Here is a 13913-nt window from a genome sequence, read left to right as displayed (position 1 = left end):
GACTGCTGTACGGGGGTGGTTCGGGCGTGGTGGTGCGGTGGCGGGTTCAGAGCTCGACCAGGACTTTGCCCCGGCCGGCGCCCGTGCCCTGGTAGAGGCTCCGGTAGGCGTCCGGGATGCTTTCGAAGCCCTGGTGGAGGGTGTGCCCGCAGCGCACCTCGCCCTGCCGGATCAGGCCGCCCAGCTCGTGGTGGAGCGAGCGCCAGTTCTCCTCGGTGAACCACTCCAGCGAGAAGATCCCCCGCACATGGGCGCGCGGGAACATGATGTACGGCAGCAGCCGCGGGCCGGTGGCCTCACGGCCCACCTGGGTGGACCACTGCCAGCAGACGGCGACCTGGCTGTCCACGTTGAGCATGGAGAACACGGCGTCGGTGACGGTGCCGCCCAGGTTGTCGAAGTACTTGTCGACGCCGTCCGGGGCGGCCCACTGCAGGGCGTCCCGGACCGCGTCGGGGTGGTCGCCGTGGCGGTAGAGGACGACCGCGTCGAAGCCCAGCTCGTCGAGGTAGTCCGCCTTCGCCGTCGACGAGGTGGTGCCGACCACCCGGGCACCGGCCCGCTTGGCCAGTTGGCCGACGAGCGAGCCGACCGGGCCGGAGGCGCCGCTGACCACGACGGTGTCCCCGGGGCTGACCGACAGGAACTTGGTCAGGGTGCCCCACGCGGTCATCCCCGGTCCGCCCATGGCACTGAGCGCGGTCGGCAACGGCAGCACGTCGTCGTACCAGTCCGGGTCCAGACGGCGGAAGGCGGGGAAGACCATCGGGAACGTCCCGGTCTGCCAGGGCGTGGCCGCCCCGTTGCTGACGAGATGGGTGCGCCAGCCGCCGAATCCCTGGACCAGGTCCCCGGGCCGGTGGAGCGCGTCCGGGCCCGCGTCCAGCACTTCCATGATCGAGTCGGCTCCCATGTGCCCGCCGAGCGGAGTGTCAAGCGCGATGCCCTGGAGATAGGGATCCACCGACACGTAGCGCGTCCGCAGGAGCATCTCGTCCGGAGCCAGTCTGGTGTCCAGCTCCTCCTCGACCTGTCCGTAGATCCTCGCTACGTCGGGCACGCCCTCGACGTGCTCGCGAACCACCCATTTCCTGGCCTTCATCCCGTTCCCCTTCGCTCGACGAGGGCCGGTCGGCCCTCTGTGACGGGCCGTGGCACCGGCCGGGGACCCACCTCGATGATCCGGTGGGTCGGCGGTGGACCGTTGTCGTCGACGGACGCGGTGAAGGCGCGTCCGTCGTCGCGGCAGATGAACTGCATGACGTGCCGGCCGGCCGCCGCCGCGCGGATCAGACCGCCGGTGGTGGCCCAGACGCCGGACTGGTAGAAGTTGCGCAGACCCGGCAGGCCGGGGCCGTGCTTCTTGATGAGGGTCTCCAGCGTTTCCCCGCTCTCGACGAAGGGCTGCCAGCCGAGCACCGTGCCGTCGTAGTTGCCGGTGTAGCGGACCTGGGTGAGCGGGCTGGAAACGTCGCGTACGGCGATCGCTTCCGAGATCCCCGGGTGCTGTCGCTCCAGGAAGGCCACGAGCGTCTCGCGGGCCCGGCGCTTGGCCGCGTAGTAGCCCTTGCCGTGGCGAACCGGAAGGGTGTGCAGTTCCTGGCCGCCCCGCTTGCGGGTCGCCTGCTCCGGGCCCTCGTCCAGGGCCCGCCAGGGGGCGATGTCGCAGAAGTAGGTGACGTAGGCGACGCTCGTCCCGGCCGGGGAGAGTTCCGGGTAGTGCCGGTTGCGGAACTGGACGTTGATGCTGGGATGCCGTATGCCGGTGAGTCCCGCCGCCTCCTTCTCGTCGAGGAGATAGGTGGTGCAGGGGTCGGCGTCGGGGAACTCGCGGCGCAGGCCGAGGAAGAGCGTGAAGTACCCGGGGAACACCATGCCGGGCTGTTCGATGGTGCGGGTGTAGAGGCGGTGGTAGTCCTCGTTGAGGTATCGGCCCTTCAGCAGGTCCATCATCGTGGTGCGCCCGTCGCAGGCCGACACGATGATGTCGGCACGCAGTTCGCGTCCGTCGCTGAGCCGCACCCCGACCGCCCGGTCGTCCTCGACCAGGATCTCCTCGACCTTGACGTTGTACGTGACCTCGCCGCCGAGCCGCCGGTAGCGCTGCTCGATCGACTCGGCCAGTCCCAGCGAGCCGCCTTCGGGGACGCCGGCGGAGAGGTTTGCGTGCGAGGCGAGCTGGAAGTGGAACGGCAGGACGGGAAAGGCCGGGTGCTTCTCGTACAGGATGAAGTTGAACGCCTCACGCAGCAGGGGGTCCTTGAACCGCGCCGAGTAGTCGGTCATCAGGACGCTGATGGATTTGCGTACGACGTTGAAGTACGGGATGAAGGAGGCCAGCATGCGCCAGCGCTCCATCGGGGGCATCAGCCCGACCGGCCTGAGGAACGGATAGACGGCGAGACAGCGCCTGAAGGCCCGCAGCTGCTTGCAGAAGTTCTTGATCAGCGCGGAGTCCGCGGGTGAGAGCTCGGTGAGGTGGGCCTGGAGCCGGTCCGGGTCGGAGTAGAAGTACACCGCCCGCCCGCACGTGCCGCGGACGACGTTGAACACGTCGAAGTGCCGGATCTCCTTGCCCTGGAGCGCGCCGAGCTCCAGCCAGATCTGGTGCATCTCGTTGCCGGGGCCGCTGCCCAGCAGCCAGCTGACGCAGGGGTCCAGCCGGAAGTCGCCGCGGTCCCAGGCCGTGCAGCAGCCGCCGGGCAGCTCGTGCATCTCCAGCACATGGGTCCGGTACCCGTTCATCCGGGCGTAGCAGCCGGTGGAAAGACCCCCCAGACCTGCGCCGATGATGATCATCGACTGTCGTTCGGAACGCGGCACGTTCGTGCTCTCCTCGGTTTTCATGTTCGGGTGTCACCACGCATGGACCATTTGTCGAGCTGAGGCAGTCGGCCCAGCTTCCCGGGGTGCCAGGGCTCGGTGCCCCGGCTCTCGGACGCGGTGAACCCGACCCCCAGTTCGTCGCAGAGGTACTGGACGACGAAGCGTCCGGTGGATGCGGCGCGGATCAGACCGCCCATGCCGACCCACTGTCCGGCCATCGAGAATCCGCTCAGCCCGGGCAGGCGCATGCGGTCCTTGCCGACCAGCTTGGCCGAGATGTCGTCGGCCTCGGAGAACGCCTTCCAGGCCAGGATGGAACCGTCGTGGTTGCCGGTGTAGCGCCGGGTCGTGGCCGGGGAGGCGACGTCGACCAGGTCGACGCGCTCGCCCATCCCCGGCATCGTGCGTTCCAGGAACTCCTCGACGAACCGTGCGACCTGTTGCTTCTTCGCGCGGTACGCCTTGCGGTCCGCGGAACGCAGTGCCTTCCAGTACCCGAAGTCGCTGAAGTAGGTGCAGTGGATCACCGACTTTCCCGGTGGGGCGAAGCCGTCGGAGTAGTGGGAGCGGAGCTGGACGACGATGCTGTTCTGCAGGGCACCGGGCAGCCGCTCGGCGTCCTCGGGCTGGAGCAGGTAGGTGGTGCTGTGGGCCCGGTCGCCGTCCAGTTCGCCCCGGATGCCGACGAAGGCGGAGACCACGGCGGGGAACAGGGTTCCGGGGCGGTCGAGCAGTTCGTCGTAGAGCTTGTCGATCCGGGGGCCGGTGAACCGGCCCTCCAGCAGCCCGTGGATCGTGGTGTGGCCGTCGCAGGCGGAGACGACGTGGTCGGCGAAGTAGCGCCGGCCGTTGCGCAGCTCGATCCCGATGGCGCGGCCGTCCTCGACGAGGACGCGCTCGACGCGCGCCCGGTAGTCGATCCGGCCGCCGAGCGAGGTGTAGCGCTCCTCGATGGACCGGGACAGGCCCAGTGAACCCCCTTGGGGGAAGCCGGCGTTGAGGTGGTGGGCGCCCGCCATGTTGAACAGGTACGGCAGGAGCGGGAAGCCCTCCGGGTCCTGGAAGAAGATGTTGCGGAACGCCCGGCGGAGCAGCGGGTCCTGGAACCGGTCGGCGAAGGTGTGCATCGGGGTCGCCGCCGTGCGCCAGAAGAGCCGGAACGCGGGCAGGACGGTCCGCATCAGCGCCGCCCGCTCCCGTACGGTCCGCAGCGCGGGGGCCGTGAGGAAGGGGTAGAGCTCGATGCGGGTGAACCGGCGCAGGTCCCGGCAGAAGGTCCGGATCAGCCGGGCGTCATCGGGCGAGAGCTCCATCAGGTGACGTTCGAGGCGGTCCGGGTCGTTGTAGAACGTCACGGAGCGTCCGGTCTCGTCGACGACCCGGTTGAACATCTCGAAGTTGGTGATGGTCTTGCCGTCGAGCGCCCCCAGCTCGCGCCACACCTGGTTGGCCTCGTTGCCCTCGGCGGTACCGATCAGCCATTCGATGCAGTAGTCGAAGATGTAGCCCTCGCGCGACCAGGCGGTGCAGCAGCCGCCGGGCAGTACGTGCTTCTCGAAGATGCGGGAGTTCATCCCGTTCATCTGGGCGTAGCACCCGGTGGACATGCCCGCGACGCCGGCGCCGATCACGATGACCCGGGGCCTTCCGTCCGCCGCCCGGTCCCGGGTGCTCCACTCGTCCTCCACCTCAGCGGGCATCCGCGCCGCCCTCCCGGAGGATGTCGCGCACCAGGTCGGCGTTGCGCGCCACGTGCTTGGGGTCGAGCATGTCGGCGTGGACGCCGGAGCCGCGCAGTACGGCCGTGCCCGTGGTGGAACTGCCGTGCCAGGTGCCGGTCTCGTCCGCCGCGTACAGTGCCGTCTTCTCCTGGTCGGTGATCACACTGACCGTCGCGGACACCGTTCCCAGGTTCGGGGTGCGTCCGCAGAAGGCCAGGTACTCGGTGGCGTGGTCCATGGTTTCGCGGGCCACGGCATCCGATCCGGTGTGCTTGCGCAGGTGCTCGGAGAGTTCCGCCTCGAAGAACTCGAGGTGCTCCGGTCCGGGTACGTACGCTTCGAGGATGCGGTGCGAGTCCAGGACGACCACATGGGCGACGTCGCGACCCCGGTCTTCCAGCTCCTTGGCCACCTCGAAGGCGAGGTTGCCGCCGAGCGAGTAGCCGAGGAGCAGGCACCTGCCGGTGGGCTGGTCCGCCTCCACCAGGTCGGCGTAGCGGGCGACCTTGTCCGTGCCGGGGACGTAGTTGAACGCGATCAGCCGGTACTCCGGCATTCTCGTGGAGAACTCCCGGTAGACGAGGCCGTGGCCACCGGCCGGCGGGAAGCAGAACACGGTCCGTTCCTGGTCGCTGTTGAAGCCGAGGTAGGGCAGGTCCTCGAAGACGGATCCGGTGGCGAGGCGCTCCACGGAGGCGGCCATTCCGTGCAGGGTCGTCACGCGGTAGAGCAGGCTGACGGGGATGCCGACGCCGTACTCCTTGCGGAGCCGGTGGATCAGTTCGATCAGCTTGATGGAGCTGCCGCCGGATTCGAAGAACTCATGGGTGAGGCCGACCCGTTCGAGGACGAGGAGTTCCTTCCAGTGCCGGGCCATGCTCACCTCGAAGGGTGTGCGCGGCTTCTCCTCGGGCTGGTCCTCCAGGTCGAACCGGGGCATCGGCAGGGCGGTGGGGTCGACCTTGCCGTTGGCGGTGAGCGGCAGCCGCGGCACGGTGACGAAGTGTGCCGGGACCATGTAGCCGGGGAGCCGGTCCGCGAGGTGGCGCCGGAGCGCGCGCCGGTCCGGGGTCTCGCCCTCGACCGGTACGCAGTAGGCGCAGAGCACGTCCTCGCCGCGGGCGTCGGGGCGTACGGTGACGACCGCGCGGGCCAGTTCGGGCCGCTGCGCGAGGTGTGCCTCGATCTCGCCCAGCTCGATCCGGTGTCCGCGCAGCTTGATCTGGTCGTCGGCCCGGCCGAGCAGGTGGATCCGCCCGTCCGCGTCCCACCGCGCCGCGTCGCCGCTGCGGTAGAGGCGTACGGGGCTCGCGCCCGGTTCCCGGCTCAGGGTGCGGGTGACGAAGCGGCTGTCGGTCAGCTCGGGGTCGCCCGCGTAGCCGAGGGCCACGCCTTCGCCGCCGATCCACAGCTCGCCGGGGACGCCGGGCGGGACCGGTTCGCCGTGCGCGTCGAGCACATGGAGCGTGCTGTTGCTGAGCGGCCGCCCGATCGGCACCATCCGGCCGGGCTCCAGGTCGTCGAGCGGCCCTTCGAAGCAGGCGCTGTCGATGGTCGCCTCGGTGACACCGTAGGAGTTGATCAGGCGGGTGCCGGGACCGCACAGTTCGTGGAGCCTGCGGTACTCCGCCACCTTCCACACGTCGGAGCCGACGACCAGCAGGCGCATGAAGTCCAGCCGCAGCGAACGGCGTTCGCAATGCTCCATGAGACCGCGTACGACGGCGGGCACGAACTCCGCGCAGTCGACGCGCTCCTCGCGCATCGTGGCGTACAGGCGCTCGGTGTCGAAGAGCAGGTCGCGGTCGACGAGGACCAGGTTGCCGCCGGAGCACAGCGCGCGCACCACGTCCCCGGTGAAGACGTCGAACGACGGGGCGGCCATCTGGAGGTGGACGCGGACGTCGCGGTCCAGCCGGTACTCCTGGAGCCAGGCCCCGTACGCCGAGGCGAGGTTGCGGTGGCTGACCCGCACGGCCTTGGGGAGGCCGGTCGAGCCGGAGGTGTGGATGACGTACGCGGGTGCGTCGGGGTCCACCGGGCCGCCGGGGCCGTCCGCCGGGGCCGCCTCGTGCAGCTCCCGCAGGGTCAGCGTCCGGGCCGGGAGCCCCGCCAGCCGGTCGCGGCCGGCGTCGTCGGCGGTGAGCACCAGGACCGCTTCCGCGGTCCGCACCGCGTGGGCGACGCGGTCGGCCGGGTGGTCGGCCGGGATCGGAAGGTAGGCGCCGCCGGCCCTGAGGATCGCGAGGAGCTCGACGAGGAGCTCGGGCGACTTGTCGAGGCAGAGCGCCACGACCGATCCGGCACCGACCCCGAGCCCGCGCAGCCGCCGGGCTGACGCCTCGGACCTGCGGTCCAGCTCCGCGTACGTCATCCGTCGGGCCGCGCCCCGGGGTGCCGGGGCGGTGATCGCCACGGCGTCGGGGCGGCGGGCGGCGGTCTCGGCGATCAGCTGGTGCACGGGGCGGAATCCGTCCGCACTGCCCTTCCGGGCCGACGGCAGGGCGAGCTGCCCGGCACCGCTCCACTCGCCGATCAGCCGCTCGCGTTCCTCGCCGCCCAGCATCGACAGCCGGGAGACCGGCAGCTCCGCCGGGGATCCGGTCATGCTGTCGAGCAGCGCGGTGTAGTGGCGCGCCATCCGCCGCATGGTCTCGGGCAGGAACAGGTCGGTGTTGTACTTCAGGACGCAGTGGAAGCGGTGGTCGGCCTCGTCCTCGTACACGGACAGGGTCACATCGAACTGGCCCTCTTCCTCGGGGAGTTCGATGTACTCCAGGCGGTAGCCGTACTTCTCGGTGGCGACCTTGTGGGTGAGCAGGATGAACATGGCCTGGAATACCGCGGAGCGGCTGGGGTCGTGCTGGAGTCCCAGCTTGTCGACCAGCAGGACGAACGGGTACTCCTGGTTGTCCAGGCCGCCCAGCACGGTCGCCCGGACCTCCTGCAGCAGCCGGCCGACGGAGGGGTCGTCGGACAGGTCGGCGTGGAGCGGCAGCGGGTTGACGAAGTAGCCGTAGACGGAGGCGAACTCCTGCTCGGTGCGGCCCGTCACCGGGCTTCCGACGATCACCTGGTCCTGGCCCGAGTAGCGCTGGAGCAGCACGTAGTAGGCGCTGAGGAGCACCATGAACGGGGTCACGTCGTGCTCACGGGCCAGGGTGTGCACCCGGGCGGTGAGTCCGGTGTCGAGGACGAAGAACTCCGAGGCGCCGTTGTGCGTCTGCACGGCGGGGCGGGGCTTGTCGACGGGGAGTTCCAGGGTGGGGACCTCGGCCGGCAGATGGGTGCGCCAGTAGTCGAACATGCGCGGTGCGGCGGGTCCGGCCAGGAAGCGGTTCTGCGCGTTGAGGAAGTCCAGGTAGCGGGCGGTGACCGGCGGCAGCGAGGGGGCCTGCCCCTGGCGCAGCCCTTCGTAGACCGCGAGGAGCTCCTCGATGAAGGTGAAGGTGGAGATCGCGTCGGAGACGATGTGGTGCACCGCCTTCATGATCACCCAGCGGTCCTCACCGCGCTTGAAGAGCCGGAAGCGGAAGAGCGGGTCGCGTTCCAGGTCGTACGGCTTGCGGTACTCGGCGACGATGGTGCGGTGGATCTCCTCCCATTCCTGGTCCCGCACGTCGAAGAAGGCCACGTCGGCGTCGGCCTCCGGCGAGATCTGCTGGAGCGGGACGCCGTCGACCGTGAGGAAGTTGGTCCGCAGCGCGGGGTGCCGTGCCACCATGCAGCGCACAGCCTCGAACATGAGGTCGGGATCGAGGGCGACCCGGACCTCGACGGCACCGCCGATGTTGTAGGCGTAGCCCTCGGGGTTGAGCTGCCGGAGGAACCACAGGGCCTTCTGGTTCTGCGTCAGCGGGTGACGGAGCTCGTCCTCGAACACCTCGACGGCGTCCTGGTCGGCGCCTCCGGCCTGGTGGGCGACCAACTCGGCCAGTGCGTCGTGGAGTTGGTTGATCAGATCGGCCACGGGGGTACCGCTCAGCAGGGCCACCACGGGCGGGGCGACACCGAGCTCGGAGCTGAGCCGGGCGCGCAGCTCCATGGCCAGGAGCGAGTCCAGTCCGAGTGCGTTCAGCCCGGCCAGCGGGTCGATCCGTTCGGGGCTCGTCCGCAGCACGGCCGCGGTCAGCTCGATGAACCGTCCGGTCACCAGGGTCACCCGCTCGGCGGGGTCGGCGTGGCGGAAGGCGTCGAGGACGCCCTCGCCGGGTCCGCCGGCCGCCCCGGCGGGGGCCGCCTCGGCCAGCTCGGAGACCAGTGCGGGCGGTGTCGCGTACCAGGCGAGGAAGACCGGCCAGTCGACGACCGTGGCGACGAGCAGCTGGGCGCGGTCCTGTCCGATGACGCGTTCCAGTACGGCCATGCCGACGTCCGGTGCGAGGGAGCTCATCCCTCGGTTGTGGAGGTAGTGGTCGACGAGCCCCAGCTCCTCGATCATGCCGGTGGCCCACGGCCCCCAGTCCACGCTCAGTCCCGGCAGTCCGAGGGTCCGGCGGTGCTGTGCCAGCGCGTCCAGGAACGCGTTGCCGGCGGCGTAGTTGGTCTGGCCGGCCGTGGTCAGCAGTGAGGCGATGGAGGCGAACAGGACGAAGTGGTCCAGCGGTTCGTCCCGCAGATGGCGGTGGAGCAGATGGGCGCCGACGACCTTGGGGTCGTGGGCGGCGGCGAACGTCCGGCGGTCCATGTCCTCGACGAGGGTGTCGCGGACCTGCCCGGCGAGGTGGAACACCCCGCGCACCGGGAGCGGGTCGGTGCGGCGGTGGGCGTCGAGCCAGGCGGTGAGCGCTGCTTCGTCGGTGATGTCGAGCGGTGCCAGGACGACCCGGGCCCCGAGTGCCTCCAGCTCCTTGACGAAGGCGGTGGCACGCCCCACGGCGGTGTCGGGGTCGAGGGTCCGCCAGGAGGAGCGCTCGGGCAGCGTGGTGCGCCCGATCAGGATCAGGCTGCGCGCACCGCGCCGTACGAGGGTGCGGCAGAGCAGTCGGCCGAGTGCGCCGAAGGCGCCGGTGACCAGGTAGTTCGCGTCGGTGCGCAGGCTCAGGGGCAGCGGCCGGGTGAGCTCCCGCGCCTGGCGGATCCGGCTGGTGAGGCGTGCCCCGCCGCGCAGCGCGACTTCCTCCTCGTCGTCGGTGAGGAACTCGCGGAGCAGCGTACCGGCCTCGGCCAGCCGGCCCTCCTCGCTCCGGGGGGCCGGGCCCAGGTCGATCAGCTTCCCGGGGTGGGAGAGCAGTTCCTGGTGCCGGAGGACCCGGCCCACGCCCCAGGCGGGTGCTCCCAGTGGCTCCACGGTGTCGCCCGGTCCGGTGTGCTGCGCGCCCCGGGTGACGATGTGCAGCCGACCGGTCGCCTCGCGGCGCAGCAGGGCGCGGGCGAGCGCGATCAGCGAGTAGGAGCCGTTGCCGTCGTGGCGTACCAGGTCCTGCGGGGCGGCTTCGGCGAGCTGCGGCAGGTCGAGGCTCCAGAGGTGGACGATGGTGCCGACGGGGCCGTCCGCGCCGAGTTCGGTGAAGAGGCGGTCCAGGTCGGCGTCGGCCCCGGGGTCGATGGTGAACACACGGCCGTCGTCGCTTCTTCTGTAGCGCTCCCCCGGGCGAACCAGGTGGCAGCGCTGGCCTCGCTCGGTGAGCAGGGCGCCCAGGGTGTCGGCCACGCCCTGGCGATCCGCGAACAGTAGCCAGGAGCCGGCGGTGGGCAGGGGGGTGGTGGTGGTGTCGTCGGTGGAGGGGCTGTCGGTCCATACGGTCTCGGCCAGCCAGGCGTCGATCGTGCCGAGGCCGACCGTCGTGGACGCCTTCTCCACGTCGGCGGCGCGGAAGCCGTGGATGCCGCCGAGCGGCTCGCCGTCCTCGGTGTAGAGCTCCATGTCGCCGACGAGCTCGTCCCCGTTGTCGCGGGTCACGCGCGCGTGCACCCAGATCGGGCGGTCGCCGACCGGGGCGAGGCACAGCTCCTCGATCGACAGGGGGAGGCGGATTCCGGTGCCCTGCGGGTCCGGACCGGCGGGGGCTCCCGCTTCGGGCAGTTGGGTGGCCAGCAGGGACTGGAAGCAAGCGTCGAGGAGCACCGGGTGGATGTGGTGTCCGGCGGCGTCGTCACCGATCACGGCGGGGGGCCGGAGCCGGGCGAGGACTTCCCCGTGGCCGATCCACACTTCGTCGATGGCCCGGAACGCCGGGCCGTAGTGGTAGCCCTGCTCGGCGAGGGCCGTGTAGCAGTCCGCGCCGTCGAGCCGGCGCCGGGTACGTGCCCGGAGCGCCCCGGTGTCGGCGCGGGGGCCGGCCGGGCGGGGCTGTCCGGAGCGGACCACACCGGTGGCGTGCACCGCGCGGCCGCTCTCCTCCCCGGTGGCCGACGCGATGGTGAAGGCGGCGTTCTGCGAGGAGAGGGTCAGTGTCACGCCCCGGTCCTCGCCCTCGGGCAGGAACAGCGCCTTGCGGAACTCGATGTCCGTCAGGACGGCGTGGGTGCCGCCGGTGAGGGAGCGGACCGCCTGCGTGGCCATCTCCAGGTATCCAGCGGCCGGGAAGACCACGGTGGACTGGATGCGGTGGTCGTCTAGGTACGGCAGCCGCTCGGTGTCCAGGGTGGCGTGCCAGGTCGGTTCGGTGTCCGTGGTGCGGCGGCCCAGCAGGGGGTGGTCGATGTGGCCGAGGCGGACCTGGGCGACGGGGGCGGGCTCCGTCCAGTAGCGGTCGCGCCGCCAGGGGTAGCGGGGCAGGACGACCGGGCTGCCCGTGGGGTGCAGGGCGTTCCAGTCGAGGGGGATGCCGAGGGTGTGCAGTTCCGCGAGCGAGGTGGCGAAACGCTCGGCCTCGTTCTCCTGGCGCCGGATCGACGGAAGGGTCCGTGCGGCCGTGGCCCGGTCGTCGAGGCATTCGCGGATGGAGTGGCCGAGCACCGGGTGCGGGCCGATCTCCAGGAAGAGGCCGAAACCGTCGTCGGCGAGCCGGTCGACGGCCGAGCGGAAGCGGACGCGGTCTCGGACGTTCTTCCACCAGTAGTGTCCGTCGAGTTCGGTGCCGTGGGCCGTGCCTTCCTGACCGGTCAGGTACAGCGGGACCGTTGCCGGCCGGGGGTCGATGCCCTCCAGCGAGGCCAGCAGTTCGTCCTTGATCGCCTCCATCCCGGCGCTGTGGTAGGGGACCTGGACCGTGAGGAACTTGGCGAAGACCTGCTCGGCCCGGAGCTGGTCGGCCAGTTCGGCCAGCGCGTCCCGGTCCCCGGCCAGGGTGACCGCGGAGGGGCTGTTGACGGCGGCGACCGAGACGCGGTCTCCGAAGGGGGCGACCCTGGCCTGTGCCTCCGCCTCGGGCAGGCTGACGGCGAGCATGGTGCCGGTGCCGGTCAGCTTCTGCTGGAGCCGGCTGCGGTGGATCACCACCTTGACCGCGTCCTCCAGGGTGTAGACGCCCGCTTCGTAGAAGGCGGCCACCTCCCCGGTGCTGTGGCCGACGACGGCGTCGGGCCGTACGCCGTAGTGGCGCCACATGGCGGCGAGGCCCACCTGGACGGCGAAGTTGGCGGTCTGCGCGAGCCAGGTCTCGGCCATCCGCGATTCCGCCTCGTCGGCCCGCATCTCCTCGATCAGGGACCAGCCCGCGAGCGCCCGGATGGCTTCGTCGCAGCGGGTGACGGCCTCGCGGAACACGGCGTCGCCGTCGAGCAGCTGACGGCCCATGCCCCACCACTGCGGCCCCATGCCGGTGAAGACCCAGACCAGGCCGCGCTGGTCGGCCTCCAGCTGCTTGCCCTCGACGACGGCAGGGTGCGGCTCGCCCCGGACGTGGGCGGCGAGCGCCTCGTCGAGTCCGGCCCGCGAGGAGTACACGACCGAGAGCCGTGACTCCAGGTGCTGGCGGCGGTGGGCCAGGGTGTGTCCGAGGTCGGGCAGTTCGACCGCGGGGCCGTCGGTGCCCGCCAGCTCGCGGCGGATTCCGGCCGCCAGTTCGGGCAGCGCCTCCGGGACCCGGGCCGTCAGCGGCAGGATGTTCCAGGCGCGCTCCTCGGGTGCGGGCCCGGCCGTGGTGCGGTCCGGTGCCTGCTCCACTACGACGTGGGCGTTGGTGCCGCCGAAGCCGAAGGAGTTCACCCCGGCCCGGGCCGGTCCCTCGTGCGCGGGCCAGGGGGTCGGCTCGGTCGGGATGCGGAACGGGGAGGCGGCCTGGTCGATGGCGGTGTTGAGCTGTTCCAGGTTGATGTGCGGCGGGATCATGCGGTGCTTGAGGCACAGCACGGTCTTGATCAGTCCGGCGATGCCCGCCGCCGACTCGGTGTGCCCGATGTTCGTCTTGACGGAGCCCACGTAGCAGGGCGCGTCGGGGCGGCGGCCGACGGACAGGGCCCGGCTCAGCGCGTTCGCCTCGATCGGGTCGCCGACGGGCGTGGAGGTGCCGTGCGCCTCGACGTACTGGAGGTCGCCGGGGGTGATCCCGGCCTCGCCGCAGACACGCCGGATGAGGGAGACCTGGGCGTCCGCGTTGGGCACGGTGATGCCGTTGGTCCGGCCGTCCTGGTTGACGCCCGCGCCGAGGACCACGGCGTGGATCGGGTCGCCGTCGCGCAGGGCGTCGTCGAGCCGCTTGAGTGCGACCAGGCCGACCCCCTCGGCCCGGACGTAGCCGTTGGCCCTTGCGTCGAAGGCGCGCGAGCGCCCGTCGGGCGAGAGGAAGCCGCCCTTGGTCTCGGCGATGGTGTACTGCGGGGCCATGTGCAGCAGCACCCCGCCGGCCAGCGCGAGGTCGGTCTCCCGGTTGTTGAGGCTCTGGCACGCGAGGTGCACCGCCACCAGCGAGGAACTGCACGCGGTGTCGATCGAGAGACTGGGCCCGCGGAAGTCGAAGCAGTAAGAGAGGCGGTTCGAGACCATCGTCATCATCGTGCCGGTGGCGGTGTGCGCGGCGAGCGACGAGAAGCCCAGGTCGGAGAATTGCAGGATCTTGTAGTCCAGCGTGAACGCCCCGACGAAGACGGCCGTGTTGCTGCCGGCGAGCTCCGCGGGCCGCTGGCCGCCGTCCTCCAGGGCCTCCCAGGCGACTTCGAGGAGCTTCCGCTGCTGCGGGTCCATGTGGTCGGCCTCGCGCGGGCTGATCCCGAAGAAGGCGGGGTCGAACTCGTCGAATCCGTCGATGTATCCACCGCGACCGCCGACCAGCCGGCCCGGCTTGTCCTTTCGTCTGCTGCCGAGGCTGCCGACGTCGTAGCGGTCGGCGGGCGTCGGGGTGATGCAGTCCTTGCCCGCCATGAGGTTCTGCCAGTAAGAGCGATGGTCCGACGCACCGCCGGGCAGTCGGCACCCAATGCCGATGATCGCTACCTTGTCGCTCACAGAGGCGCTGTTCACGTCGGGCAAGGTCGTACTCCTAG

At 70.9% G+C, this 13913-nt stretch carries 4 protein-coding genes; all 4 read right to left on the bottom strand.

Going from position 1 to position 13913, the window contains the following annotated elements:
* Positions 1-46: 46 nt before the first annotated feature.
* From ACIQGQ_RS35735 to ACIQGQ_RS35720, 4 genes are read right to left on the bottom strand one after another with little or no spacing between them, the layout of a single operon-like run.
* Positions 47-1102: an MDR family NADP-dependent oxidoreductase gene (locus ACIQGQ_RS35735; RefSeq protein WP_402404394.1), complete on the bottom strand. Its 1056-nt coding sequence runs from the start codon at positions 1100-1102 to the stop codon at positions 47-49.
* A complete protein-coding gene (locus ACIQGQ_RS35730; RefSeq protein ID WP_402404391.1) occupies positions 1099-2847 on the bottom strand; it encodes a phytoene desaturase family protein in 1749 nt (582 codons plus the stop codon). The genes ACIQGQ_RS35735 and ACIQGQ_RS35730 overlap by 4 nt, the downstream gene beginning before the upstream one ends.
* Complete coding sequence (locus ACIQGQ_RS35725) at positions 2844-4526, bottom strand: phytoene desaturase family protein (protein WP_402404389.1); 1683 nt, start codon at positions 4524-4526, stop codon at positions 2844-2846. Before ACIQGQ_RS35725 ends, ACIQGQ_RS35730 begins: the two co-directional genes overlap by 4 nt.
* On the bottom strand, positions 4516-13899 hold the full coding sequence (locus tag ACIQGQ_RS35720; protein WP_402404386.1) for an amino acid adenylation domain-containing protein: 9384 nt from the start codon (positions 13897-13899) through the stop codon (positions 4516-4518). Before ACIQGQ_RS35720 ends, ACIQGQ_RS35725 begins: the two co-directional genes overlap by 11 nt.
* Between the last annotated feature and the right edge of the window lie 14 nt (positions 13900-13913).

Source organism: Streptomyces sp. NPDC092952, from assembly GCF_044754785.1.
GTDB lineage: Bacteria > Actinomycetota > Actinomycetes > Streptomycetales > Streptomycetaceae > Streptomyces.
Note: the sequence above shows the minus strand (reverse complement) of the source record. Positions and strands in the feature narration are given on the sequence as shown.

What these genes read in the sequence shown, in the direction of transcription:
- ACIQGQ_RS35735 (WP_402404394.1), bottom strand. Translation starts at nt 1,102, where the DNA reads ATGAAGGCCAGGAAATGGGTGGTTCGCGAGCACGTCGAGGGCGTGCCC.
- ACIQGQ_RS35730 (WP_402404391.1), bottom strand. Translation starts at nt 2,847, where the DNA reads ATGAAAACCGAGGAGAGCACGAACGTGCCGCGTTCCGAACGACAGTCG.
- ACIQGQ_RS35725 (WP_402404389.1), bottom strand. Translation starts at nt 4,526, where the DNA reads ATGCCCGCTGAGGTGGAGGACGAGTGGAGCACCCGGGACCGGGCGGCG.